28 protein-coding genes are annotated in these 24,507 nt (G+C 70.2%); 7 read left to right on the top strand and 21 right to left on the bottom strand.

The genetic code is table 11. From position 1 onward, the window contains the following. Positions 1-56: 56 nt before the first annotated feature. Together AB0C26_RS18465 and AB0C26_RS18460 are read right to left on the bottom strand one after the other, a co-directional pair. Positions 57-1,265, bottom strand: coding sequence for a sigma-70 family RNA polymerase sigma factor (locus tag AB0C26_RS18465; protein WP_360248197.1), 1,209 nt, complete (start codon positions 1,263-1,265; stop codon positions 57-59). Further along, entirely contained in the window at positions 1,256-1,624 is a 369-nt protein-coding gene (locus AB0C26_RS18460; protein WP_360248195.1) for a YciI family protein, read from the bottom strand. Before AB0C26_RS18460 ends, AB0C26_RS18465 begins: the two co-directional genes overlap by 10 nt. Positions 1,625-1,713: 89 nt before the next feature. Here AB0C26_RS18460 and AB0C26_RS18455 point away from each other — a divergent pair, with 89 nt between their 5' ends. The 3 genes from AB0C26_RS18455 (at position 1,714) to AB0C26_RS18445 (ending at position 3,065) form a co-directional block, all read left to right on the top strand. Beyond that, a complete protein-coding gene (locus AB0C26_RS18455) occupies positions 1,714-2,136 on the top strand; it encodes a nuclear transport factor 2 family protein (RefSeq protein ID WP_360248193.1) in 423 nt (140 codons plus the stop codon). 56 nt (positions 2,137-2,192) lie between these two features. Beyond that, positions 2,193-2,462 (top strand): hypothetical protein, encoded by a 270-nt coding sequence (locus tag AB0C26_RS18450; protein WP_360248191.1) that lies wholly within the window; start codon positions 2,193-2,195, stop codon positions 2,460-2,462. Positions 2,463-2,756: 294 nt separating this feature from the next. Next, the gene (locus AB0C26_RS18445; RefSeq protein WP_360248189.1) at positions 2,757-3,065 is read left to right on the top strand and encodes a hypothetical protein; all 309 of its coding nucleotides are present in this window, start codon (positions 2,757-2,759) and stop codon (positions 3,063-3,065) included. On the opposite strand, the gene AB0C26_RS18440 is transcribed toward AB0C26_RS18445, so the two are convergent. After that, the gene (locus AB0C26_RS18440) at positions 3,062-3,451 is read right to left on the bottom strand and encodes a hypothetical protein (RefSeq protein WP_360248187.1); all 390 of its coding nucleotides are present in this window, start codon (positions 3,449-3,451) and stop codon (positions 3,062-3,064) included. The two genes, AB0C26_RS18445 and AB0C26_RS18440, sit on opposite strands and share 4 nt — an antisense overlap. Before the next feature lie 51 nt (positions 3,452-3,502). Beyond that, positions 3,503-3,925 carry a hotdog fold thioesterase gene (locus tag AB0C26_RS18435; RefSeq protein WP_360248185.1) on the bottom strand — a complete coding sequence of 141 codons (423 nt, stop codon included), beginning with the start codon at positions 3,923-3,925 and terminating at the stop codon, positions 3,503-3,505. 92 nt (positions 3,926-4,017) lie between these two features. Between AB0C26_RS18435 and AB0C26_RS18430 the strand changes: the two genes are divergently transcribed. Next, entirely contained in the window at positions 4,018-4,266 is a 249-nt protein-coding gene (locus tag AB0C26_RS18430; protein ID WP_360248183.1) for a hypothetical protein, read from the top strand. Here the strand turns inward: AB0C26_RS18430 and AB0C26_RS18425 are convergent. The 6 genes from AB0C26_RS18425 to AB0C26_RS18400 form a co-directional block, all read right to left on the bottom strand. Next, positions 4,263-5,492: a PrsW family intramembrane metalloprotease gene (locus AB0C26_RS18425; protein ID WP_360248181.1), complete on the bottom strand. Its 1,230-nt coding sequence runs from the start codon at positions 5,490-5,492 to the stop codon at positions 4,263-4,265. The genes AB0C26_RS18430 and AB0C26_RS18425 overlap by 4 nt on opposite strands. Next, the gene (locus tag AB0C26_RS18420; RefSeq protein WP_360248179.1) at positions 5,489-6,055 is read right to left on the bottom strand and encodes a hypothetical protein; all 567 of its coding nucleotides are present in this window, start codon (positions 6,053-6,055) and stop codon (positions 5,489-5,491) included. The genes AB0C26_RS18425 and AB0C26_RS18420 overlap by 4 nt, the downstream gene beginning before the upstream one ends. 51 nt (positions 6,056-6,106) lie before the next feature. Continuing rightward, positions 6,107-6,649, bottom strand: coding sequence for an RNA 2'-phosphotransferase (locus tag AB0C26_RS18415; RefSeq protein ID WP_360248177.1), 543 nt, complete (start codon positions 6,647-6,649; stop codon positions 6,107-6,109). Then, positions 6,646-7,422: a methyltransferase domain-containing protein gene (locus AB0C26_RS18410; protein WP_360248175.1), complete on the bottom strand. Its 777-nt coding sequence runs from the start codon at positions 7,420-7,422 to the stop codon at positions 6,646-6,648. Before AB0C26_RS18410 ends, AB0C26_RS18415 begins: the two co-directional genes overlap by 4 nt. A 206-nt stretch (positions 7,423-7,628) precedes the next feature. Then, positions 7,629-7,838 carry a BldC family transcriptional regulator gene (locus AB0C26_RS18405; RefSeq protein WP_014687221.1) on the bottom strand — a complete coding sequence of 70 codons (210 nt, stop codon included), beginning with the start codon at positions 7,836-7,838 and terminating at the stop codon, positions 7,629-7,631. 282 nt (positions 7,839-8,120) lie between these two features. Then, positions 8,121-8,960, bottom strand: a complete 840-nt coding sequence (locus AB0C26_RS18400) for a hypothetical protein (protein WP_360248173.1) — start codon at positions 8,958-8,960, stop codon at positions 8,121-8,123. Between the two features lie 154 nt (positions 8,961-9,114). Here AB0C26_RS18400 and AB0C26_RS18395 point away from each other — a divergent pair, with 154 nt between their 5' ends. Next, the gene (locus tag AB0C26_RS18395) at positions 9,115-10,194 is read left to right on the top strand and encodes a Glu/Leu/Phe/Val dehydrogenase dimerization domain-containing protein (protein WP_360248171.1); all 1,080 of its coding nucleotides are present in this window, start codon (positions 9,115-9,117) and stop codon (positions 10,192-10,194) included. A gap of 216 nt (positions 10,195-10,410) precedes the next feature. Further along, positions 10,411-10,623 (top strand): DUF3073 domain-containing protein, encoded by a 213-nt coding sequence (locus tag AB0C26_RS18390; protein ID WP_133873684.1) that lies wholly within the window; start codon positions 10,411-10,413, stop codon positions 10,621-10,623. Positions 10,624-10,743: 120 nt separating this feature from the next. Here AB0C26_RS18390 and amcA read toward each other — a convergent pair whose 3' ends face one another. The 5 genes from amcA to AB0C26_RS18365 all read right to left on the bottom strand — a co-directional run bounded on the left by amcA (position 10,744) and on the right by AB0C26_RS18365 (position 15,379). Continuing rightward, complete coding sequence (gene amcA / locus AB0C26_RS18385) at positions 10,744-10,971, bottom strand: multiple cyclophane-containing RiPP AmcA (protein ID WP_360248169.1); 228 nt, start codon at positions 10,969-10,971, stop codon at positions 10,744-10,746. Continuing rightward, the gene (gene amcB, locus AB0C26_RS18380) at positions 10,940-12,043 is read right to left on the bottom strand and encodes a cyclophane-forming radical SAM peptide maturase AmcB (RefSeq protein WP_360248349.1); all 1,104 of its coding nucleotides are present in this window, start codon (positions 12,041-12,043) and stop codon (positions 10,940-10,942) included. Before amcB ends, amcA begins: the two co-directional genes overlap by 32 nt. A 145-nt stretch (positions 12,044-12,188) precedes the next feature. After that, positions 12,189-13,322, bottom strand: a complete 1,134-nt coding sequence (gene purM / locus AB0C26_RS18375; RefSeq protein ID WP_360248167.1) for a phosphoribosylformylglycinamidine cyclo-ligase — start codon at positions 13,320-13,322, stop codon at positions 12,189-12,191. 34 nt (positions 13,323-13,356) lie between these two features. Further along, on the bottom strand, positions 13,357-14,904 hold the full coding sequence (gene purF / locus AB0C26_RS18370; RefSeq protein WP_360248347.1) for an amidophosphoribosyltransferase: 1,548 nt from the start codon (positions 14,902-14,904) through the stop codon (positions 13,357-13,359). A gap of 103 nt (positions 14,905-15,007) precedes the next feature. Beyond that, positions 15,008-15,379: a sterol carrier family protein gene (locus AB0C26_RS18365; protein ID WP_360248165.1), complete on the bottom strand. Its 372-nt coding sequence runs from the start codon at positions 15,377-15,379 to the stop codon at positions 15,008-15,010. Between the two features lie 267 nt (positions 15,380-15,646). On the opposite strand from AB0C26_RS18365, the gene AB0C26_RS18360 reads away from it, so the two are divergent. Further along, positions 15,647-17,260: a carboxypeptidase-like regulatory domain-containing protein gene (locus AB0C26_RS18360; RefSeq protein WP_360248163.1), complete on the top strand. Its 1,614-nt coding sequence runs from the start codon at positions 15,647-15,649 to the stop codon at positions 17,258-17,260. A 64-nt stretch (positions 17,261-17,324) separates the two neighbouring features. On the opposite strand, the gene purL is transcribed toward AB0C26_RS18360, so the two are convergent. The 6 genes from purL to AB0C26_RS18330 form a co-directional block, all read right to left on the bottom strand. Continuing rightward, entirely contained in the window at positions 17,325-19,949 is a 2,625-nt protein-coding gene (gene purL, locus AB0C26_RS18355) for a phosphoribosylformylglycinamidine synthase subunit PurL (RefSeq protein ID WP_360248161.1), read from the bottom strand. Continuing rightward, positions 19,949-20,659, bottom strand: a complete 711-nt coding sequence (gene purQ, locus AB0C26_RS18350; protein ID WP_360248345.1) for a phosphoribosylformylglycinamidine synthase subunit PurQ — start codon at positions 20,657-20,659, stop codon at positions 19,949-19,951. The genes purL and purQ overlap by 1 nt, the downstream gene beginning before the upstream one ends. Continuing rightward, positions 20,656-20,913, bottom strand: a complete 258-nt coding sequence (purS, locus tag AB0C26_RS18345; protein ID WP_097326998.1) for a phosphoribosylformylglycinamidine synthase subunit PurS — start codon at positions 20,911-20,913, stop codon at positions 20,656-20,658. Before purS ends, purQ begins: the two co-directional genes overlap by 4 nt. Positions 20,914-21,205: 292 nt before the next feature. Further along, complete coding sequence (purB, locus tag AB0C26_RS18340; RefSeq protein WP_360248159.1) at positions 21,206-22,627, bottom strand: adenylosuccinate lyase; 1,422 nt, start codon at positions 22,625-22,627, stop codon at positions 21,206-21,208. Beyond that, positions 22,624-23,877, bottom strand: a complete 1,254-nt coding sequence (locus tag AB0C26_RS18335; RefSeq protein ID WP_360248157.1) for an MFS transporter — start codon at positions 23,875-23,877, stop codon at positions 22,624-22,626. The genes purB and AB0C26_RS18335 overlap by 4 nt, the downstream gene beginning before the upstream one ends. Continuing rightward, positions 23,877-24,395 carry a helix-turn-helix domain-containing protein gene (locus tag AB0C26_RS18330; RefSeq protein WP_360248154.1) on the bottom strand — a complete coding sequence of 173 codons (519 nt, stop codon included), beginning with the start codon at positions 24,393-24,395 and terminating at the stop codon, positions 23,877-23,879. The genes AB0C26_RS18335 and AB0C26_RS18330 overlap by 1 nt, the downstream gene beginning before the upstream one ends. Positions 24,396-24,507: the final 112 nt, after the last annotated feature.

The following is a 24,507-nucleotide window of genomic DNA, read 5'->3' as shown; positions in this document are numbered from 1 at the left end:
GGTACGCCCGGGCGGGTAAAAGCGGAGCCCGCCGGCCGGTTGCGTCCGTCATAACGTCAAAGCCGGCGGGCCCCGCCCTTCTTACCGCCGTAGCCTCGACCCCGCTCGTCGATCCGCAAGCGCAAGGCCCGCGACTCCAGATAGCGCCGCTCGGGCAGGCTCAAAGTCCGACGGGCGGCTTCCCGGTACGCCCGTTCGGCGCCCACCGGATCACCGGCCATCTCCAGCAGATGCGCGCGGACCGCGGCCACCCGGTGATGGTCCAGCGCCACGCCTTCCAGGGCGCGCAGGGCGACGAGCGGCCCGTCCACCTCGGCCAGGGCCACGATCCGGTTCAGGGTGACCATCGGCCCGGGCGCGAGCACGTCGAGCAGACGGTAGAGCTCGAGGATCTGCGCCCAGTCGGTGTCCGCGGCCGACGGCGCCTCGGCGTGCACGGCGGCGATCGCGGCCTGCACCTGGAACGGCCCGACCGCGGTCTCCCGCAACGCCGCGGTGACCAGGCGGATGCCCTCGTCGATGGCGGCCCGGTCCCACCTCGTGCGGTCCTGCTCGGCCAGCGGCACCAGGGCGCCGTCGTCCCCCGTCCGGGCCGGCCGGCGGGCGTCGGTGAGCAGCATCAACGCGAGCAGCCCGGTGACCTCGCCGTCGTCCGGCAGCCGCGCGTGCAGCTGCCGGGTCAGCCGGATCGCCTCGGTGCTGAGCTCCACCCGCTGCAGCGCCGGGCCCGCGCTCGCGGTGTGCCCCTCATTGAAGATCAGGTACAGGACCTGGCGTACGGCGTCCGGGTTGGTCTGAACAAAACGGGCACCGGTCTCCTTGATCCGCCGCTTGGCCCGGCTGATCCGCTGGCCGACAGTGCTCTCCGGAATCAGCAGGGCCCGGGCGATCTCGGCCGTGGTGAGCCCGCCGACCGCCCTCAAGGTGAGCGGAATCTGCGACGAGGGCGTCAGCTCCGGGTGGCAGCAGAGCAGGAGCAGCGTGAGCTCGTCGTCACCGCGTACCTCCGGAACCGGATCGGGAGGCAGCGCCTCCCGCCGCCGCCGAGCCTCGTCACTGCGCAAAGCCTCGATCCGGCGCCGCGACGCCACCCGGATGAGCCAGGCCCGCGGATCGCCGGGAACACCCTCGGTCGGCCACTGCCGCGCCGCCGCCAGAAGAGCCTCCTGAACGGCGTCCTCGCACGCGTCGAAATCGCCGTACCGGCGCACCACCGCGCCCAGAACCTGAGGCGCGGCCGTACGGAGAACGTCCTCTAATCCCATGCGCTCATATCGAGAACGGGCCGCACCTCGACCTCGGTGTTGGCGGCGTCGGGCACCTTGGCGGCCCAGGCGGCCGCCTCCTCCATGCCGGCCACATCGATCAGGTAGAAGCCGGCCAGATGCTCCTTGACCTCGGCGTACGGCCCGTCGGAGACAACCGTCTCGCCGCCGCGCACCGAAACCCACTTGGCCAGTGACGGATCGGCCAGCCCCTCGGAGGCGACATGAACCCCGGCCTCGCGCATCTCCGCGTTGAGGTTCAGATGCCCCTTGCCGAAAGCGGTCCGGTCGTCGTCGGACATCTTGTCCCAGACGGCCAGGCTGCGCGGGTTCGACTGAATCAGGATCAGATATTTCATCGCTCATCTCCTTCTCTCGTCCAGGATGTCGAAACCACAGCGCCGGCTTCGACGTCCCGCACGAGATTTCTTCTACCGAGGAGACCGACATGCAAGAGATCCGCGAAGTCATCGAACGCCGAGCCGCCCTGCTGGAAACCGGCGACGTGAAGGCCATGCTGGCGTACTCGGCCCCCGAGGTGGTCGAGTTCAGCCTGGCACCACCACTGAGCACGAGGGTGGACACCACGGATCCCACTCCAACCGAGCAGTGGCTGGCCACGTTCGAGGCCCCGCCCCGCCGCCAGGTGACCCAGCTGGAAATCACCGCCGACGGCGACGTCGCCTTCGCCACCAGCATCGACTCGATGACGGCAACCCCCAGGGGAAGCACCGAGCCCTTCACCCTCTGGTACCGAGTCACCGTGGGCCTGCGCCGCCTGAACGGCCGCTGGCTCATAACCCACGAACACGAGTCGGTCCCGTTCCACATGGACACCGAAATGAAGGCCGCCATCGACCTCGAGCCGTAGCGGACTTATCCACAGCCGGTCGGAGGCTGGTCTCTCGAGGGGGAAGTGGTGCGAGGATGTCGCTGTGGCGAGCCGCGGTCGCTCGGAACCGGTGGTTGATACTCACCCGCGATCGGCACATTCGGGAAAACCTTCGCGAGATCGAGGCAGTGCGCACCTTCGGCGCTCGAATGATCCCGCTATCAGGACCGGAAGCGCGCGGAACCTTCGAGCAACTCGAGATCATCATGATCCCATGGCGGTCCATCGGGCGGCTGCTCGATGACCCAGGGCCTTTCATCTACACCGCCACGAGAACCAGCCTCAGGGCCGTGCCGTTGTCTTAGCGCCAATCGAACTCCCGGAAGCGGTGCCCGCGGCCAGGGGGAGGCCGCGGGCACCGGGGTGAGGGGGTCTTGAGGATCACGGGCACCAGCCCTGCCCGTGCGGGGGTTCCTCTCGGCCTCCTCGGTGATCCCTTTTTCCGCGGAGGTTCAGAATCGGTCGTTCCGGCGGGTGGTTGAGGAGTTGGGCGGGGCATTTCGCGCTTATTCGGGCTGGCTTCCGGGGGTTGATGGGGCGCCGCGCGGTCGGCAAGAGTGTGTCCCAGGTCGATGGGCAGCGGTTCGAGGAGGAACGCGGTGCTGACTTTCACCAACGCGGCGGAGCAGGCGGCCTGGACTATGGCGGAGGCGCTGAGCGAGAAGGCGTTCGAGGCCATGCGGCTGGCCGAGGAGGCTCAGGAGAAGTTCCGGGCCGGGCGGATGGCCATGCGCAAGCAGTTCCGGGCTCGGGGGCTGTCCGACGTCGACGCGAGCATCCGCTGGAAGGGGACGGCGCAGGCGCAGGCCGCGTGGGCCGACCAGGAGTACTACATGGGTCAGGCGTCCATGTACAACGAGGCCGCCGCCGCCCAGTACGCGAAGGCGTTATATCTCAAGGGGCACTAGGCCGCCCGGTGGCGCAGCGTGGCCACCGTCGAGCCGGCCAGGGCCAGCAGGCAGTCGGGCAGCTGGCCGTCGGCGATCGCCGCGCCGAACAGGGCCTCGCCCGTGTAGATGTCGCCGTTGACGTACGCGCTGACGAAGCGGGCCACCCAGCGCTTGTCGTACCGCGCGTCGTCGATGCCGGGGAAGTCGAGGGTCCAGGCGCCCCCGGACGGGATCTGGCCGACCATCGTGGCGGCCAGACACCACGCCACGTCGTAGGCGCCGACGATGCCGTCGCGGTCGACCACGGCGTCGAACGTGCCGACCACTGCGTCGCTGTCGCCGGTCAGCGCACGCTGGAGCACGAGCGCCGCGTCGTCGAAGGCGTGCTGTGGAACCTCGGTCACGTGAGAAAAGGTACGTGGATCGGTCAAGGTTCGCTTGTCAGCGCGGAAATATCACGCTCCGCGCAACAGGCAGGTGATGCGCGCGGTGCACACCCGGTCGCCGCCCTCGTCGGTGATGACGATTTCGTACGTCGCCATCGTGCGGCCCCGGTGCACCGGGGTGGCGACGCCGGTGACGACGCCGGAGCGGGCCGCCTTGTGGTGGGTGGCGTTGATGTCGACGCCCACGGCGAACGGCCGGTCGACGCTCTGGCCGTGCATGACCGCGCCCACCGAGCCCAGCGTCTCGGCCAGCACGCAGGACGCGCCGCCGTGCAGCAGCCCGTACGGCTGGGTGTTGCCCTCGACCGGCATGGTGCCGACGACCCGCTCGGCCGAGGCCTCGCTGAGCTGGATGCCCATCCGCGTGCCGAGGGTTCCGCCGCCACCGGTGGCGCTGAGGAGGTCCTGCACGCTGTCGGCAGCAATGTCCATTCGATCCACGGTACCGGTGTGACCCGGCTCGCGGAGCTGTGACGTGAGCCCTACTCTCGTCAGCGAGACGAAGCCGTGAAGGGGAGAACCGCATGACTGAGCCGCAGGAGACCGTCGAGACGCGCGGTAACGACCGCGTCGACCTCATCGCGCAGGACGCGAACGGCGACGGGAAGCCCGATGTCTGGGTGTCCGACACCGACGGCGACGGTAAGCCCGACCTGTACCAGTTCGACACCGACGGCGACGGCAAGGTCGACATCACCATGGTCGACCTGGACGAGGACGGCACCCCGGACATGGTGGTGGACGGCGACGGCGGCCTGCCCCCGAAGCTTTAGGAACCGCCCAGCGCGGACAGGGCCACCCACAGGACGGCGATCGCCACCACTGTCGTGAGCACGGTCGACGCCGTGTGCCGCCACGACGTGGGCCCGGCGATCGCCTCCGGGTGGCCCAGGCGTTCCAGCGTGGCCCGCTCCGAGCGGATCACCGATGACCATTGTCCGATTCCGGGCACCGAATCGCGGCTCAGTTCGACACCCAGCCGCGCCTGGGCGCGCTGGAGCCGGCGTACCGAAGCCTTGGCCCGTCGTGGCGCCTGCCGGCGGGCCGCCGCTCGACGGGAGCCGGACCGCAGAGCGAAGAGCTCGTCCGAGGTGATCAGCGCTGGATCCCGCAGGGTGGCGAGCCGTGAGGCGTAATAGTCGGCCTCGCGGTCGTGCAGACGCCTGACCAGCAGCAGGATCAGCAGCAACGGGGGCAGCCCCTTGAGCAGGATGACGCCCAGCAGCGCCAGGACGCCGTTGCCGAGGCCGTCGGTGAGCAGCGGCGAATTCCAGAGCACGTGCGCCGCCCACGCTCCGAGGACGGCCAGAACGGCGCGAACGGGCTCACGGCGTACGACCAAATAACCGACGCCGGCCCCGGCGAGTGCGCCGAACAGGGTGTGGCTCCAGACGCTGGAGAGGAAACCACGCAGCAGGAACGTCGTGATCACCGGCTGAATCTGATCACCTTGGCCGGCGAGCGCGACAGCGCCCACGGCGAAGACGACGTCCTCGGCGATCTGGAAGCCGAGACCGACCATCGCGCCGTAGACGACGCCGTCGAGGACGCTGTTGACCTGGGCGCGGGCGACGAGCACGATCGCCACCACGCCCAGCGTCTTGGCGATCTCCTCCACTGTCGGCCCGGCGACCGCCGCTCCCCAGTCGGCCGCCAGATGCGGCGAGCCGAGCTTGGCGACCAGGTTCTCCAGCGCCGCGCCGCCCGGTATCGACACGGTCGTGGCGACCAGGGCGCCCCACGCGAACGCGACCACGCGCAGCCGGACCGGTTCCCGTTCGAGGAAGTCGAGCTCCGACACGACCAGCCAGAACGGCACGGCGAGCAGGGCGAAGAGCAACACCGAGGTCAAGGTCGCTTTGGGGTACGCCGTGACGAACTCCCCGGCCAGCAGCGCCATCCGGACCGCGCCGGCCGCGAGCAGGACCAGGACGACGCCGAACGCGGGCGCCGACACGCGGATCCGGCCGCTGGCCGGGCGGACGACGGAGGCGGTCACCGGCCCTCCCCGTCGTGGCGCAGGGTGCGGGTGCTCGCCTCGATCTGCGGCAGCGTACGCCCGAGATCCAGATCGTTTCCGCTGATCGTGACCTCGATGGTGTGCTCGTCGGCGACGAAGACCGCGTACCGGCCGCCGCGCCCGGGCGCCGTGTATCCACCCTGGAGACCGGCCAGCCCGCCGGCCGTGCTGACCGCGAGCTGGGCGCCGGTCACCTGGTAACCGGCGGTGTTGGTGATCCGCTCACGCAGGCGGGAGGCGGCCGCGTCGAGGTCACCCCGAAAGGGGCGTACGGCGATCGCGTACCGCACCGGACCCAGCCGGAACAGAACGGTTCCCTCGTTCTCGCCGGGCCGCGTCTCGGTGACGTCGATGGTGGCCCCGGCCGGCGGCACCACGCTGACTCCGGCGCCGACCTGGTACGGCTCGTCGGGGCTGACCGCGCGCTGCGCCGGGAGGGACCGGTCGAGGGCGGGCAGTCCGTACGCGAGCCCGGCCAGGGTGGCGACGACACCCACGGCACCGGCGAGATTCATCAGCTCACGCCGGGTGATCCTCCCCATGACCCAACGCTAACGGCGGGTAAGGCGTTCACCACTGTGGAGCCAGGGATATTACGGATTTGTCCGTTCTAGCAGGAGGTACTTTGGCGGCACGGCATCGGTCAGCCAGACCCCGTTCTCGCTCCGGTGGAATATGTGCCCGGCCGCTTCCATCTCTTCCGCGGCCACCCGCAGCACCATCACGTCGGCCGAGCGCCGGCGGCCGACGACCAGCGCCGTCGAAACATCGGGCGACAGGTGTACGTGATGACGACTGCCCGGCCGCAGGCCGTCGCGCAGGATCGACGACCGGTTGCGGCTGGGCGTGCCGTGGAACAGCACCGCGGGCGGCGAGGCGGGCACCAGGCCGAGGTCGACGGCGACCCGGCGGGAATGGCCCTGGTTGGCCCGGATCCACTCCGTCCCGTCGGCCCGGCGCTCGATCGCGTACCGGGACTTCTCGTCGTTCGCGACGATCTCGTCCAGCTCGGCCCGGCCGATCGGCAGCGCCGCCAGCAGGTCGCCGACCGGCACCCAGCCGTTCGCGTCGAGGGTCAGCCCCGCCGTCTCGGGCCGGTGCCGCAACAGGAAGGCGATGCGGCGGCTGACACTCATCCCGCCAGTTCCAGGACCGCTATGTAGTAGGGCCGGTCACCGTCGTCGACCGCCTTGAGCCGCCACGCCGTCCCCTGCACCAGCGCCTCCAGCTCGGCCACCGAGCAGTTCAGGTAGTCGAACCACTCGGTGGCCAGCAGCCGGTACCGCAACCGCAGCCGCAGCTGGCCGCCGAGCCGTCCGCGCTCCCGGTTCCGCTGATGGTAGGAGACGTGCACGGGATCGGTGGTGCCGTACGGGTCGGTGCCCTGGGCGATGAGCCGGGCGCCCGGGTTGGCCAGCCGGGCCAGCGCGTCCAGGAAGACGGGCGCGCGCTCGGGACCCTCGATCAGTCCGAGGTTGTTGCCGAGCAGCAGAAACGTGTCGTACCGGACGGCGGCCGAGGAGTAGGCGTCGACCGTGTTGAGCACGGTGTCGCGCAGGCCCCGGCGCCGGGCGATCTCGATGGCGCCGGCCGAGGTGTCCAGGCCGGTCACCGCCATGCCGCGTTTCTGGAGTTCCACCGCCGTACGGCCGGCTCCGGTCCCGATGTCGAGAACGTGCCCGCGGCACAGCCGCAGCGCCCGGTGGTCGTGCGGCTGCCACTCGTCCGGCCCGGCCAGATAGTGATCGGCCGGCGCGCCGTTGATCAGGCCGTCGTCGCGCTCGATCACCTCGATCACCGGGCGCGGCACGCGGCCGCCCGCCAAGGGCCGGGGGCCGACTCCGGTGTGTACCGCGTACGCGTCCCGGATCATCTCGCCGAAGACGTCGCCGATCGGTGGTTGTTCCATGGTGCCCACCCTCGGCGCATGACCGCCCGGGGGCAACTCGGTTGGCGTGAAATACGTCCGGCCGGGGCCGTCACGGCTGACGTATTCCCTCGTTTCATCCAGCAGGAGAAGCTGATCAAGAAAAACTGCTCAGGAAACGAGGAAGGGGCGATCGCCTTCCCCGACGTCGCCCCTTACAACGATCTTTCGTACCGACTGAGGTCCGCTCAGTCGCCCTGACGCTGCGTGGGAATCTGCCCCTGCAGCAGGGCGCGAACCTCCGACTCCCGGTAACGACGGTGGCCGCCCAGAGTGCGGATCGCACTCAGCTTGCCGGCCTTCGCCCACCGGGTGACGGTCTTCGGGTCGACACGGAACATCGACGCCACCTCTGCCGGCGTTAGTAGCGGCTCAGGATCGTGCGTACGCGATGCCATCGGTCACTCCTCCACAGGTACCTACGAACATCGGCCGGGGTCCCGCCGGCCGGTGCGTCTCTCATGGTCCGGCTAGTCCCCGATGTCCGACATGGGCCGAACGGACGAACGTCCCCAGATAGACGGATGAAGCATGCCCGATTTTTGCGTGTTTTCTACGCCAGATAGTGTCTCGTTTAGTCCGATTATCACGCTTCGGCCAGCGGTGATTACGAAGAGTATTCACTTCGGGAGCGTTCCCACGGACCGCGAAACCCGCCGGTCTGTCCGCATTTTCGCAGCTCAGTTGCAGCGCTCGAGGAGCTGGACGGCCCGCCACCGCTCGACGAGCTTCTCGTAGACGGCGGAGGCGTCGTCGGCGTCGCCCCGGGACAGGGCGGAAAGTCCGGCTGCCACCAATCCGGGTGAATCGTCCGCCGCGAGGTCGTCATCCGGGAGAAGGTTGACGAGGCCGCCGTAGTCGAGCTCGACGATGGAGCGCGGGTGGAACTCCTCCAGCCACCGGGTGCCCTCCTCGACCGCCTCGGTGATCGGCGCGTCGCCCAGCGACTTGCGCAGCACCGCGACGGCGCGGTGGGCCCGCCGGCGGGCCTTCGAGATCTCCGTGCGGTACCGCAGCGTGCGTCCCTCGGACGTCAGCGAGAACTCCCGCTCCTCCAGGTCGACGAAGGCGAACCAGCGCAGCGGGACACCCCAGGTGGCGATCTGCTCGTGCACCCGCGGCACGCCGTGCTCCAGCACCTTGGCGCCGCTGCGCCAGTCCTCGACGATGGCCTTGGCCTGCCCGGCCAGCACCGGGGGCACGAAGGCGTCGGCCAGCACGCTGGGCACCCCGTCGCGCGCGTTGAGCGCGGCCTCGGCCACCCGCAGGCGCAGGTTCCAGGGGCAGACGAGCAGGGAATCACCCCACTGCAGCACGTACGCCTCGTCGGGCAGGTCGGGCAACCGGGTCCAGCCCGCACCCAGCGCCTCGAGCACCGCCGTGCGCTGACGGACCGGACCGTCGACCGGGCCGAGATCGCGGCCCTCCCGGGCATAGCGACGCCAGAACACCTGACGATCACGGTCGAACGCGGTCAGCGGCTCGTAAACCCGTAGGTACGACGCGAACAGTGACGGCACGGCGCGAGTCTTTCACGAATTCGGCCGAGCGGAACTTCCCGCGCGGACGTAATCCCGAGCGGGGGAGCACTACTAGGCTCGCAGATGTCCGGCATACCCCCGCCGGGACAACGGGTCCCACGAGGGCCACAACAGAAGAATCAGGAGAACAGCCATGGGCGTGTTCGACACCGACGGCACCGACGCCACCGGTCACGAACAGGTCGTCTTCTGCCAGGACAGGCAGACCGGCCTCAAGGCGATCATCGGGATCTACTCGACGGCCCTCGGGCCGGCGCTCGGTGGCACCCGGTTCTATCCGTACGAGAGCGAGGCGGACGCGCTCGCGGACGTGTTGAAGCTCTCCCGCGGGATGGCGTACAAGAACGCCCTGGCCGGCCTGGACCTGGGCGGGGGCAAGGCGGTCATCTGGGGTGACCCGGCCCGGGCCAAGTCCGAAGGGCTGCTGCGGGCGTACGGCCGCTTCGTCGAGTCCCTGCACGGCCGCTACTACACGGCCTGCGACGTCGGCACGTACGTGCCCGACATGGACGTCATCGCCCGCGAGACCAAGTACGTGACCGGGCGCAGCCTCGAGCACGGCGGCGCCGGCGACTCCTCCATCCTCACCGCCTGGGGCGTCTTCCAGGGCATGCGGGCGGCGGCCGAGCACGCGTGGGGCCGTCCGACCCTGGCCGGGCGCACGGTGGGCATCGCCGGGCTCGGCAAGGTCGGCAAGTACCTGGCCGGCCACCTCGTCGAGGACGGCGCCGCGGTGATCGCCACCGACGTGAACGAGGCCGCCCTGAGCTGGGCCCGCACCACGTACCCCCAGATCGAGCTCGTCGCCGACACCCAGGCCCTGATCACCAGCGACCTCGACGTCTACGCCCCGTGCGCGCTGGGCGGCGCCCTGGACGACGACACCGTGTCCGCGCTGCGGGCCAAGGTCGTCACCGGCGGCGCGAACAACCAGCTGGCTCACCCCGGCATCGAGAAGACGCTTGCCGAACGAGGCATCCTCTACACGCCCGACTACCTCGTGAACGCCGGCGGCGTGATCCAGGTGGCCGACGAGATCGAGGGCTTCAACTTCGAGCGGGCCAAGCTGCGCGCGACCGGCATCTTCGAGACCACCCGCCGGATCCTCCAGCTGGCCGACTCCGAGGGCGTCTCGCCGGCGGTCGCGGCCGACCGGCTGGCCGAGCAGCGGATGGCCGAGGTCGGCCGGTTGAGGTCCATCTACCTGAGCTGAGGACGGCCTCCTGACCGGTCGATCCGGTCGAAATGGGAGGGGTTTCGCGCCTGCCGCGCGTCCCGGGACGGAAAACCGCGACGCGCGGCAGTGTCACAGGCAACCCGAGGTGCCAAACAAGGCATCGTCCATGTACCGTAAGACCCACGAGAGATGCCTGACGTCATCGGGGCCCGCCTTCGGGCTGCCCCGAATTCTGTGCGAGGGGGTCGAGCCATGGGGCGCGGCCGTGCTAAGGCCAAGCAGACGAAGGTGGCCCGGGAGTTGAAATACCACTCCCCGAACACCGACCTCACCGCCTTGCAGCGCGAACTGGCGGGTACACGCCAGTCCGACCGTCACTTCGACGACGACAACGATGAGTTCGTCGACGATGACGAGGATGATGCTGACGACGACCAGGACAGCTGGTCGCCTACAAGGCGCTGACCCGTATTGCACAGAGCACGCGGCCGACCGCGTGCTTCCGTGTGTCGTGGTCACCTTCCATCCAACGGTTCAACACTGAAGCCCACGCGGGGTACCAGCCCGCGTGGGCTTGAACCGCCGCTACCGCGGTCGGTTGTTCCAGTTGTAGAACGTGGGAATGTTCTCGAAGTGGTTCCAGGCGCAGACCGCTGAGCCGCCGTCTTCCGACGTGCTCTCCGCGCGCTGCCGTCGAGCCTCCTCCGCCTCGGCGATGAGGGCCGCCAACCCGGCCCGGGTGTCTCGTACCCGTGCCGTAACCGGATCGCTCCCCGCGTCGTCAGACAGCCGTGGGTTCATGATCTCGGGCATGGTCCAGCACTCCCTCCAGTAGGCGCATCTTGCTGTTCCGGCAGTGGTCCGTCTCGGTGGTGTCGAACCGGCCGGTCTCGAAGTAGCGGTTGGCCGCGTGCGCCCCGCCGCAAAAGCCGAAATAGGGGCAGGTCGCGCGGCAGGACTCCACACCGCGCAGGAACTCGGCGATCCAGGGCGAACCCTCGGCGCCGGCCAGAATGGCGCCCAACGGTGCGCTCAGGACGTTTCCGCTGGTGAAGTCGCCGTAATGGGGGTCGGAGAAGCCGGCCAGTTCCGGTGAGAGCAGCACCACCGAGCCGTCGTGGGCGATCGTCGGGATGGGGTCGAGCCGGCGCGGCAGCAGCTCGTCGGCGGTCCCGTCGAGGACAGCGGCCGCGTATCGCAGGGACCACTCGACCTCGCGCAGGTGGATTCTCGGATCGCGACGCCAGGCCGAGACCAGCTCCGCCCAGAAAGCCGTCACCTCGGCCGCGTCGTGGCCGTTGGTCCTGGTGTTGACCCCCTCCAGCTCTTCGACGTTGATACCGAGCACGTCGCAGCCCAGCTCGAGGAAATAGTCGTAGAGCTCGGCGGCCACGCCCGGCCGCGGATCGCCGACCACGCAGAGCGCCGAGAACGGGATGCCGTGCCGGCGTAGCGCTTCGACGCCGCGCAGGATCCGGTCGTAGGCGGGGCGGCCGCCCCGGGTGACCCGGTCGCCGTTGCGCGCCTCCGGGCCGTCCACGCTGACGCTGACCCGTATCTCGTGCTCGGCGAAGAACTCGCACCAGGCGTCGTCGATCAGCGTGGCGTTGGTCTGCACGTGGTGCTCGACCGCCGGGCCGAACGGGGCGATCAGCGCGGCGAAGTGCTCCCGGCCGGCGGCGAGCGGTTCCCCGCCGTGCCAGACCACCGAGAAGCGCCCGCCGGCCGCCCACGGCTCGACCGCCGTGGCCACGGCCCGCGCGACCTCGACCGGCATGCGTTTGTCGACCGCGCGGAAAGGCAGATAGCAGTAGGAACAGTCGAGGTTGCAGAGCGTCGTGGGCTGCATGACGACGTAGGTCGGCACGGGCGCTATCCCGCGCATCCCGCTCCACCTGTCCGCCACACGCACCTCCTAGGTCCCCGACGTCGTCAGGCTAGGCCCCACAGTCCACCCTGAACACGAAAGATCCGCATGTGCCCGACATCGACACACGCGGATCATTTCATGTTCATCTTCACAGCCGGCGTCAGCCGCGGGTGTACTGCCCCATCATCTGCACCTCGCCGGTGCCCTCGATGACCTCGCCGACCTGCCATGCCTCGACGCCCCGGCCGGTCAGGTAGGCCATGGCCCGGTCGGCGTCGTCGGCCGAGACGATCGCGAACATGCCCACGCCCATGTTGAACGTGGCCTCCATCTCGTGGTCCTCGATCCGGCCCTTGGCCTGGATGAGGTCGAAGATGGGCTGCGGGCGCCAGGTCGAGCGGTCGACCACCGCGTCGGCGTTGGCGGGCAGGACGCGGTTCAGGTTGCCGGGGATGCCACCGCCGGTGACGTGGGAGAACGCGCGGACGTCGGTCTCCTCGATCAGGCCCAGGCAGTCCTTGGCGTAAATCTTGGTCGGGGTCAGCAGTTCCTCGCCGAGGGTCCGCTGAGTGCCGAAGTCGTCGACCACCGAGTCGAGCCGCATGCGGCCCGCGCCGAGCAGCACGTGACGGACCAGCGAGTAGCCGTTGGAGTGCAGTCCGGAGGAGCGCATGGCGATGACCGCGTCGCCGACCTCGACCCGCTCGCGGCCGAGGATCTCGCTTTCCTCCACCACGCCGACGCCGGTGGCGGAGACGTCGTACTCGTCGGGGCGCAGCACGCCCGGGTGCTCGGCGGTCTCGCCGCCGAGCAGGGCGCAGCCCGCGTAGCGGCAGCCGTCGGCGATGCCGGCTCCGATCTCGGCGACCTTGTCCGGCACGACCTCGCCGCAGGCGATGTAGTCGAGCAGGAACAGCGGCTCGGCACCGCAGGCGACCAGGTCGTCGACGACCATGGCGACCAGGTCGATACCGATCGTGTCGTGGATGTCGAGCTGCTGCGCGATCACCAGCTTGGTGCCGACGCCGTCGGTCGAGGAGGCCAGGATCGGGCTCTTGTATTTCTGGGTGTTCAGCCGGAACAGGCCGGAGAACCCGCCGAGGTCACCGATCACCTCGGGCCTGGTGGTCTTTTTCACCTTGGACTTCAGCAGCTCGACCGCGCGGTCGCCGGCCTCGATCGAGACACCGGCGTCCGCGTAGGTGGACGTGCGCTTACGAGCACCGCCGCGTCCAGCACCGGCCGTCCACGGCTGGTTGGACCCGGCGTTGTTGCGCTCGGACACGTGCGTCACGGTTCTCCCCTTAGAGCTGCTTGGTACATCAAAGTCACTGGTGATGCGAGGCGACGGCTTCGTACTCCGTCTCGAGTTCCGCCACCGCCGCGGTCGCGGCCTCGTCGGTCGCGGACGGCATGGACGCCCGCTTGCCGACGCCCTCGAGCAGATGCTTGCCGATCAGGTTGCCGGCCGGGAGCTCGATCGGGTACTCGCCGTCGAAGCACGCCATACAGAGGCGCGACTTCGGCTGCTCGGTCGCCTGCACCAGGCCGTCCAGGGAAACATAACCCAGGGAGTCGGCGCCGATCGAGCGGCGGATGCCATCGATCTCCAGGCCGTTGGCGACGAGCTCGGCCCGGGTGGCGAAGTCGATGCCGTAGAAGCACGGCCATTTCACCGGCGGCGACGAGATGCGGACGTGCACCTCGAGCGCGCCCGCCTCGCGCAGCATGCGTACCAGCGCGCGCTGGGTGTTGCCGCGGACGATCGAGTCGTCGACGACCACCAGGCGCTTGCCGCGCACGACCTCGCGCAGCGGGTTGAGCTTCAGGCGGATGCCGAGCTGGCGGATGGTCTGCGACGGCTGGATGAAGGTGCGGCCGACGTACGCGTTCTTGGTCAGGCCGGCGCTGTACGGGATACCCGAGGCCTCGGCGTAGCCGATCGCGGCCGGCGTGCCCGACTCGGGCACCGGGATGACCAGGTCGGCCTCGACCGGGTGCTCCTTGGCGAGGCGGCGGCCGATCTCGACGCGGGCCGAGTACATGTTCCGGCCGGCGATCGTGGTGTCGGGGCGGGCCAGGTACACGTACTCGAAGAGGCAGCCCTTGGGCTCGGGCGCGGCGAACCGCGTCGAGCGCAGGCCGTGCTCGTCGACCGCCAGCATCTCGCCCGGCTCGACCTCGCGCACGAAGCTGGCGCCGACGATGTCGAGGGCGGCGGTCTCGCTCGCGATCACCCAGCCGCGCTCCATGCGGCCCAGCACCAGCGGGCGCACGCCCTGGGGGTCGCGGGCGGCGTACAGCGTGCTCTCGTCCATGAAGACGAAGCTGAAGGCGCCGCGCAGGCCCGGCAGCACCTCGAGCGCCGCGGCCTCGACCGAGAGGTCGGGGCGGCTGGCCAGCAGGGTGGTCACCAGGGCGGTGTCGGAGGTCGCGCTGTCCGCCTCGAGGCCGCGCTCGGCGACCTCGCGGGACAGGTCGGCCGTGTTCACCAGGTTGCCGTTGTGGGCCAGCGCGATGGTCGTGCCGGCCGTGGTGGCGCGGATCGTGGGCTGGGCGTTCTCCCAGTTCGAGCCGCCGGTCGTCGAGTACCGCGTGTGGCCGATCGCGAGGTGGCCGCGCAGGCTGGCCAGCGTCGGCTCGTCGAAGACCTGCGACACGAGGCCCAGATCCTTGTAGACCACCACACCGGAGCCGTCACTCACAGCAATACCGGCGGCCTCCTGGCCGCGGTGCTGAAGAGCGAAGAGCCCGAAGTAGGTGAGTTTGGCGACCTCTTCCTCGGGGGCCCAGACGCCGAAGACGCCACAGGCATCCTGGGGGCCGCGCTCCTGGGGGTCGAGATCGTCGGTCAACCGGCCGTCGCCTCGGGGCACCTGTCGCTCCCTCATGCTGATCTGCTCGAACGTGAGTGGGATACCCACCGCTCCGCTCCCGACCGCCCAGTGTACGCGAGCGGAGGGGACACGGCTCGGCCTGTCAATCGGCAGTCGCCCCGGTCAGCGGCAGGTATTCGCTCAGGTCCGTCCGGATGCCGCTCGCCCGCAGCCGTCCGTCACTCAGCGCATCCGCCCAGCTCACACGCTGCGTGGCCACGAGCACCCAGGTGACCGGATCCGCTTCGACCACATTGGGCGGTGTGCCACGGGTGTGCCTGGGACCTGGAACACACTGAATCGCACCGAAAGGCGGAATTCGCACCTCCACCGATCGGCCAGGGGCACGGCGGGACAACTCGGTCAGCAGCGCGCGCACCGCGTCACGCAGCACCGTTCTCTCCGGTTCGGCGCCGCGGTCCAGCGCGTCCAACGCCCGGATCACGGACTCGGAATTATTCTTCGCAGCGGACATGTCGGGACGATACGACCCGGTCCACCGAGATTGGTACGCGGCCCTGGGTCGCGCGATGGACGTGTGACAAGGCATAGTGGCCGACGGTGTTTTAGTCGCGGGATGTAACCGGCACCTGAAGAGCAGCCGGGAGACCGTGCGACCGGAAGGCGGTGGATGGTGACGACGCACCTACGAGCCCGGGCGTTCCAGGCCGGTGCGTTACTGGCTGTGGTCACAGGCAGCCTATTCGTAGCGCCTGCTGTGGCGTTGGCCGACCCTCCCCAAGTGGAGATCACCAACCTGCAGACCGAGGTCCTCACCGGTGGTCAGCTGAACATGCAGTTCAGCGTGTCCGCGCCCGAGGTCGACCCCGGCGAGGGTCAGCCGGGTGGCGGCAACCCCGGCCGGGCCACTGTCACCTATCAGGTCACCGGCATGAGCTGCTCCGGCGAGTGCTCCGGCGTCACGCAGATCGACGCCGGCGGCGACCGGACGTTCAACGCGCGCCTCACCGCGCCCAAGGTGAACGCCGGCGACACCCGCCAGGTGCAGGTCCGGGTCACCGCCTCGATCAACGGGGACTCCGACAGCGCCAGCGCGAACATCACGGTCAAGGGCCCGGACAAGCCGCAGACCGTCCGCCAGGTCTCGGGCAAGGTCCGCGACCAGGACGGCAAGGGCATCTCGGGCGCCACGGTGGGCCTGCGGGACAGCGCCGGCGCGACGTTCGAGACCACCTCGGGCAGCGGCGGCTCGTTCACGTTCTCCTCGACCGACAGCAAGCCGATCGCGGTCGGCACGCTGACCCTCGGCGCCGTGAAGCAGGACTTCTCGCGGGTCACGGTCACCGTGCAGGGCAACGCCGACGGCCGGGTCTCCAAGAACATCATTCTCGAGTCGCAGGTCGTGGAGTCCCCCTCCGCCTCCCCGTCGGCCTCGGCGTCCGCGTCGGCCAGCCCGACGCCGACCACCGACGAGTCGGCGGCCGAGGAACAGCCCGCGACCACGGAGACCGTGGAAGAGGGCACGCCGGCCAACAACGCGGCCGCGAGCGAGGACAGCGGCAGCTCTTGGCTCTACATCATCATCGGCGTCCTGCTCGTCGCGGCCGGCATCGGCGCGATCGTGCTGGTCTGGATGCGCCGCAAGAACAACCCGTCCGACGGTGGCGACGACGACCCGACGAGCATGTCCCCGTCGGGCGGCGCGATCCCGCCGAGCCAGGGCCGCTTCAACGACGCGACCCGGGTGGCGGCGCCGGTCGGCGGTGGCCGTGCCAACGACGCCACCATGATCGCGCAGGCGCCCGGCATGGCCGACGCGCCGACCATGCTGCAACGCCCGGTGCCCGCGCTGGACGACGAGTTCCCCGACCCGTACGGCGCGCCGGTCCCGCCCCAGGGCGGTTTCGTCGGCGCCGGCGGCTGGGACGACAACCCTCAGCCGGGCGGCACCCAGCAGTACGGCGGGGGGACGCAACAGTACGGCGGGGGCACCCAGCAGTACGGGGGCGGCACCCAGCAGTACGGCGGCGGAACCCAGCAGTACGGCGGCGCCCAGCCGGCCGGCGACGGCTACGGCACCTACAGCGAGCCCACCGGCTTCTACCGCCCCGAGGACGACCAGGCGGCCGGCTACGGCGGGTACGACCAGGCCGGCCAGCAGTACGGCGGCCAGCCGCAGGGCGGCTGGGACGAGCACGACAACGGCGGCTACGGCGGTTACGACCAGGGCCAGCAGCAGCACCAGGGCGGCTGGGACGACCACGACAACGGCGGCTACCCCCCTCAGCAGCAACAGCCGGGCGGCGGCCAGCAGTACGGCGGCCACACCCAGCCGTACAACAACGGCGGTTACGACCAGGACGACTACGACCAGCGCGGTCAGCGCCGCTACTGATCCACAAAAGAATCGGCCCCGCACCTCCGAGAGGTGCGGGGCCGATTTCCGTATGCGGTGCAGGTCAGGCGGGGTCGATCGGCCCGCCCGGCTTCGGCTCGGTCAGCTCCAGCGTGACCGAGGTGCCCTCGGCCGGAACCGGCTCCTTGACCTCGGCCACCGACGCCGCCGGGATGCCGTCGGCCTCGATCGGGGCCGCCGACTCCATCGCCGCGCCGGCCGCCGCCGTCACGAGGACCTCGTCGCCGCGGTCCGGTCGCGCCGGAGCGGACGGGTCGGCCGCGTGCTCGGGGTCGCCGTGCCGGTTGGCCAGCTCGGCCGAGCCGCCGAACAGGGCCGGCAGCGTCGCCGTGTGCGCCTCGCGCAGCTCGTCCAGCGGGATGCTGAACTGGCCGGCCACGTCGAGCACCGGCTCGGCCGTGGTGACGCCGACCTGGACGCAGGCGATGCCGTGCTCGGCGGCCAGGGCCAGGAACGCCTTGTCGCGCCCACGGGGCACCGCGACCAGGGCCCGGCCGGACGACTCGCTGAACAGCTGGACGAACGCCGAGTTGCCGTCCTCGGGCAGCGTGATCCGGGCGCCCACGTTGCGGCGCAGCGTGCTCTCCACGAGGACCTGTGACAGGCCGCCGTCGGAGAGGTCGTGCGCCGCGACGACGTGACCGGCCTTGGACGCACGGGCCATCAGCACGCCCAGGCGCTGCTCGTGCTCCAGGTCCACCTTCGGCGGGCGGCCGCCGAGGTGGCCGTGGGTGACCCACGCCCACTCGGAGCCGGAGAGCTCCGCGGCGGTCTCGCCGAGCAGGAAGAGCAGGTCGCCGTCGCCGGTGGCGGCCGGGAAACCCATCGGGATCCGCCGGGCCACGTCGTCGAAGACGCCGAGCACGCCGACCACCGGGGTCGGGTGGATCGCGGCCGCGCCGGTCTGGTTGTAGAAGCTGACGTTGCCGCCGGTCACCGGGGTGCCCAGCAGCTGGCAGCCGTCGGCCAGACCGCGCACGGCCTCGGCGAACTGCCACATGACGGCCGGGTCCTCGGGCGAGCCGAAGTTGAGGCAGTCGGTCACGGCCACCGGCTCGGCGCCGGTGACGGCGACGTTGCGGTAGGCCTCGGCCAGCGCGAGCTTCGCACCCTCGTACGGGTCGAGGCGGGCGAAGCGGCCGTTGCCGTCGACCGACAGCGCGACACCGAGGCCGGTGCGCTCGTCGATGCGCAGCACACCCGAGTCCTCCGGCTGAGCCAGCACGGTGTTGCCGAGCACGTACCGGTCGTACTGCTCGGTGACCCAGGTCTTGTCGCAGAGGTTCGGCGAGCCGGCCATCCGCAGGACGGTCTCGCGCAGTTCCTCACCGGTGGCCGGGCGGGGCAGCGTCTCGGCCTTGTCCGCCTGCAGCAGGATCAGGTCGGCGGGCTCGCGGATCGGCCGGGCGTAGACCGGGCCGTCGTCGGCGAGCGAGCCGGGCGGCACGTCCACCACGACGTGGTCGTTCCACGTGATGACGAGGCGGCCCGGCGAGCCGTCCTCGCCGGTCGGGGTGACCTCGCCGATGGCGGTGGCCCAGACGCCCCACTTCTCGGCGACGGCGAGCACCTGGTCGAGGTTCTCCGGCGTGACGATCAGGAGCATGCGCTCCTGCGACTCGCTGGCCAGGATCTCGGTCGGCGACATCGACGCCTCGCGCAGCGGAACCCGCTCGAGCCAGACCCGCATGCCCGTGCCGGCCGCGGCCGCGGTCTCGGTGAGCGCGCAGGTCAGGCCGGCGCCGCCGAGGTCCTGGATGCCGGCCACGAGGCCGGCGTCGTACAGCTCGAGGCAGCTCTCGATGAGCAGCTTCTCCATGAACGGGTCGCCGACCTGCACCGACGGGCGGCGCTGCTCGGCTTCCTCGTCGAAGGTGGCCGAGGCGAGCACGGAGACACCGCCGATGCCGTCGCGGCCCGTACGGGCGCCGAGCAGCACGACGATGTTGCCGACGCCGGCCGCCTCCTTGTGCTGGAGGCGCTCGACCGGCAGCACGCCGATGCTCAGCGCGTTCACCAGCGGGTTGCCCTGGTACGTCGGGTCGAAGACGATCTCGCCACCGATGTTGGGCAGGCCCAGGCAGTTGCCGTAGCCACCGATGCCGGCGACCACGCCGGGCAGGACCCGGGCGGTGTCGGGATGGTCGGCGGCGCCGAAGCGCAGCGGGTCCATCACCGCGATCGGGCGGGCGCCCATGGCGAGGATGTCGCGGACGATGCCGCCCACGCCGGTCGCGGCGCCCTGGTAGGGCTCCACGAAGCTCGGGTGGTTGTGCGACTCGACCTTGAAGGTCACCGCGATCTCGTCGGAGATCTGCACGACGCCCGCGTTCTCACCGATACCGGCGAGCATGCGGTCGCTGCGCGGAGCCTTCTCACCGAACTGGCGCAGGTGCACCTTGCTCGACTTGTACGAGCAGTGCTCGCTCCACATGATCGAGTACATCGCCAGCTCGGACGCCGTCGGCCGCCGGCCGAGGATCTGCCGGATGCGGTCGTACTCGTCGTCCTTGAGGCCCAGCTCCGTGTGCGGCTGCAGCTCGTCCGGGGTCTGGAACGCCCGGTGCACCGTGTCGGGGCCGCCGTCGAACTCGTTGACCAGCACGTCCGTCGCGGCAAAGCCGGTCGGCTTCTGGTTCGGCGCTGCCGTCTCCGGCTGCGTGGTCATTACTGGTGTCCCCCTGCGTGCGAAGCCCCCGCGGACGCCCCGGCCAGGGCCCGCAGGACCGAGGTGAAGAAGCCGAGGCCGTCGAGCGACGGACCGGTCAGCGCCTCCACCGCGTGTTCCGGATGCGGCATGATGCCGACGACATTGCCGGCCTCGTTGGTGATGGCGGCGATGTCGCGCTGCGAGCCGTTCGGGTTGCCGCGGACATACCGCGCCACGACCCGTCCCTCGGCCTCGAGCGCGTCCAGCGTCCGCTGATCGGCGACGTAGCAGCCCTCGCCGTTCTTGACCGGGATCAGGATCTCCTGACCGGTCTGGAACGAGTTGGTCCAGGCGGTGTCCGCGGACTCGACGCGGAGCCACTGGTCGCGGTTACGGAAGTGCAGGTGCTGGTTGCGGGTGAGCGCGCCGGGCAGCAGGTGGGCCTCGCAGAGGATCTGGAAGCCGTTGCAGATGCCGAGCACCGGAAGACCGCCGCGGGCCGCGTCGATGAGCGACTCCATGACCGGGGCGAACCGGGCGATCGCGCCGCAGCGCAGGGCGTCGCCGTACGAGAAACCGCCGGGCAGCACCACGGCGTCGACGCCGTGCAGGTCGGGGTCGCCGTGCCAGAGGCGGACGGCGTCGGCGCCGGCGAGGCGCACGGCGCGGGCCGCGTCCCCGTCGTCCAGCGAACCCGGGAAGGTGACCACACCGATGCGCATGGTCAGGCGACCTCGGCCTTCGCGTCGTCCTCGACCTTGATCGAGAAGTCTTCGATCACCGGGTTGGCGAGCAGCTTGTCGGCGATTTCCCGAGCCCGGTCCAGGTCGGGTTCGCCGGCGAACTCGATCTCGATCCGCCGCCCGATCCGGACGGAGGAGACATCGGTGACGCCGAGCCTGGGCAGCGCGTTCGCGACCGCCTGGCCCTGCGGGTCGAGGATCTCCGGCTTGAGCATGACGTCGACCACGACGCGAGCCACGGGCACTCCTGACTGATAGGTGTAAGCACGTGGAGCCTACCTTGCGATCCACGTGACGGGCGTGTCGGCCGGTGTCGCGCACGCGACGCCGACCAGGCTGAGCAGGCTGTTTCGGCGGTGATCTCAGCCACTCGAACGATCAAAGCTTCAATTTCTCCACTACCGGCGCGACGGTCATCACACCGTGATAGGTGGCAAGTGAGTCTTGGCGGCCGGGCCGGCGCCACCTAACGTCAGTGTTCCGCTGGGGTGTGGCGCGACGGTCGAGCTCCGCCACGCCCCGGCGGCAGAATCACAGGATGGGAGCCGGCGCGTAATTCGCCGCCTCCGGGTGAGCGGCGACGATCGCGGCGACCCGGTCGGCCACGAAACGCACCTGTGACGGCGCGGCGCCGACGAAAGCGGCCCGGTCGGCCACGAGCGCGTCGATCTCGGCCCGGCTCAGCTGGAGCCGGCCGTCGTCGGCGAGCCGGTCGAACAGGTCGTTTCCGGCCGCGCCCTTCTCCCGCATGGCCAGCGCCACCGCCACCGCGTGCTCCTTGATCACCTCGTGGGCGACCTCGCGGCCGACGCCCTTGCGCACCGCGGCCACCAGGATCTTGGTGGTGGCCAGGAACGGCAGGAAGCGGTCGAGCTCGCGGGCGATCACGGCCGGGTAGGCGCCGAACTCGTCGAGCACGGTCAGGAAGGTCTGGAAGAGGCCGTCGGTGGCGAAGAACGCGTCGGGCAGCGCGACCCGGCGCACCACCGAGCAGGAGACGTCACCCTCGTTCCACTGGTCGCCGGCGAGCTCACCCACCATCGACAGGTAACCGCGGACGATCACGGCGAGACCGTTGACCCGCTCGGACGAGCGCGTGTTCATCTTGTGCGGCATGGCCGAGGAGCCGACCTGGCCCGGCTTGAAGCCCTCGGTGACCAGTTCCTGGCCGACCATCAGGCGGATCGTGGTGGCCAGCGACGACGGGCCGGCGACGATCTGGGCCAGCGCCGAGACCACGTCGAAGTCGAGCGAGCGCGGGTAGACCTGGCCGACGCTGCTGAGCACCCGGTTGAAGCCGAGGTGGGCGGCGACCCGCTGCTCCAGCACGGCCAGCGCCTCGAAGTCGCCGTCGAGCAGGTCGAGCTGGTCGGCGGCGGTGCCGACCGGCCCCTTGATCCCACGCAGCGGGTAACGGCCGATCAGGTCGTCGAGCCGCTCGTACGCGATGAGCAGCTCCTGGGCGGCCGAGGCGAACCGCTTGCCGAGCGTGGTGGCCTGGGCCGCCACGTTGTGCGAGCGGCCCGTCATGACCAGGTCGGAGTACTCGACGGCGCGCTCGGCCAGGCGGGCCAGCGTGGCGACGATGCGGGACCGGATCAGCTCGAGCGACGCCCGGATCTGCAGCTGCTCGACGTTCTCGGTCAGATCGCGCGAGGTCATGCCCTTGTGGATCTGCTCGAAGCCGGCGAGCGCGCTGAACTCCTCGATCCGCGCCTTCACGTCGTGCCGGGTGACCCGCTCACGCTCGGCGATCGACGCCAGGTCGACGGTGTCGAGCACCGCCTCGTACGCCTCGACGGCGCCCTCGGGCACCGACACTCCGAGGTCACGCTGGGCGCGCAGGACGGCGAGCCAGAGGCGCCGCTCCATCCTGATCTTCTCCTCCGGCGACCACAGGTCGACGAGCTCGGCGGAGGCGTAGCGGGAGGCAAGGACGTTCGGGATGGTCACGGTACCGATTCTTTCACGGGCCCGGGATCACGCTCCGGCAGCTCATGACGCAGCGTGCGGACGTCCCGGCTGGCCAGCATGCCCAGCACGGCGACGATCACCAGCACTCCCGCGCCGACCAGGGTCGCCCGCACACCGACCCGGTGCGAGATCGGCCCGACCAGCAGTTCGCCGATCGGCATCGCGATGAAGGAGCCGACCATGTCGTACGAATACACGCGCGCGAGCTTGTCCGCCGGCACGTGCTCCTGCATCGTCGTCTCCCACGCCACCCCGAACTGTTCGAGCAGCCCGCCCGCCAGCAGCGCCCCCACGATGAGCGCGACGACGTGGGGATAGAGGCCGAGCAGAAGCAACGGCAGGGCCATGCCGAACGTGCTGGCCGCGCCGAGCAGGAGCAGGCGGCGCACGCGCAGCCGCATCGCGATCAGAGCGCCAAGGATCATCCCGCCGGTCTGCGCGGCCAGCACGAAACCCCAGCTCTGCCGGCCGAACGTGTCGTCGGCGACCGCGGGCCCGAGCACGTAGAGGCCGCCGCTCCAGCACGCGTTGATCACCGCGAAGGCCGCCACCACCACCCACAGCCAGGTGCGTGACCAGAACTCGGTCCAGCCGGTCCGCAGGTCGGCGAAGATGTGGGGCCGGGCCGCGTCCTTGGGCTTCGCCGGCGCCGGCAGCGAGCGCAGGGCCAGGAAGACCAGCCCGGCGAGCAGGAAGGTGACGGCGTCGATGGCGATGCCCCACCCCGGGTTGGTGGCGGCGACGACCACGCCGGCCAGCGGGGCGCCGAGGATGACGGCCGAATTGAGGGTCAGCCGGTTGATCGCGTTCGCCTGCTGACGGACGTCGGCCGGCACGGTCTGCGGCAGGATCGACGAGCTGGCCGGCAGCGCGAGCGCACCGACCATGCCGTTGACGGCGCCGAGCACGATCAGCAGCGGAACGGTGGCCAGGTCGCTGAGCACCAGGAAGGCCACGATGCCCTGAGAGAGGGCGGCGGCCAGGCTGGAGCCGACCATCAGCACCTGTTTGGGCATGCGGTCGGCGAGCACGCCACCGAAGAGCAGGAACATGACGTTCACCAGCGTGCGGATGCCGACCACGAGGCCGAGGTCGCTGGTCGAGCCGGTCAGGTCGAGGACGGCGAACGCGAGGGCGAGCGTCGCGAACGAGTTGCCCAGGGCGTTGATCGTCCGCCCGGCGATGAGCAGTCGGAACGGGGCGTGTCTCAGCGGCGCGAGGGCGCTCATCAGGACTCCATCTCGAACATCGCGACAGTCGTGCTCGTGCGGATCGTGCCAGGGGTCCGCGGGGGGCGCGCGGCATGGTGGAGCTCGTCGACCAGCTCGACGAACTTCGATCGCAGCTCGATCCAGGTCTCGGGCTCGATCCAGAACTCGCCGTCACCCAGGAGGCCGTTCTTCTCGGCGAAGCGGCCGGACGCCGTACGCCGGATCAGCTCGCTGCCGAGGGCCGCGAACAGCGCCCGGCGCTGCTCCGGGCCCTCCGGCGCGTGGTCGCGCTTGGTGTCGTACCGGTACCGCTTGGCCACGCCGCCCCGGATCTTCTCCTCGCCGGCCTGGACGATCATGCCGCCGGCCAGCAGGCTGCGCAGGTGATAGCTCGCGTTGGCGTGGGTCAGGCCGAGCTCGCGCGCCACCTCGGCCGCGGTCATCGGCGCGCCGGTGAGGAGCGACATGATCCGCAGCCGTACGGGATGGGCGGTCGCCCTCAGCGACGCCCGCTCCGACTCGTCTCCCAAAGACATGTTGGGGAGTTTAGGGAACGGCACGCCCACTGTCCAATGGTTGTTTGGGAGTGGCAGACTGCACGAAGAAGCGGCAAGGTCGCTAGTGTTACTGACGAGTAGGTAGTCCGCT

This window comes from Actinoplanes sp. NPDC048796 (assembly GCF_040650035.1).
Taxonomy (GTDB): domain Bacteria; phylum Actinomycetota; class Actinomycetes; order Mycobacteriales; family Micromonosporaceae; genus Actinoplanes.
This window is presented reverse-complemented; position numbering and strand designations above follow the sequence as displayed.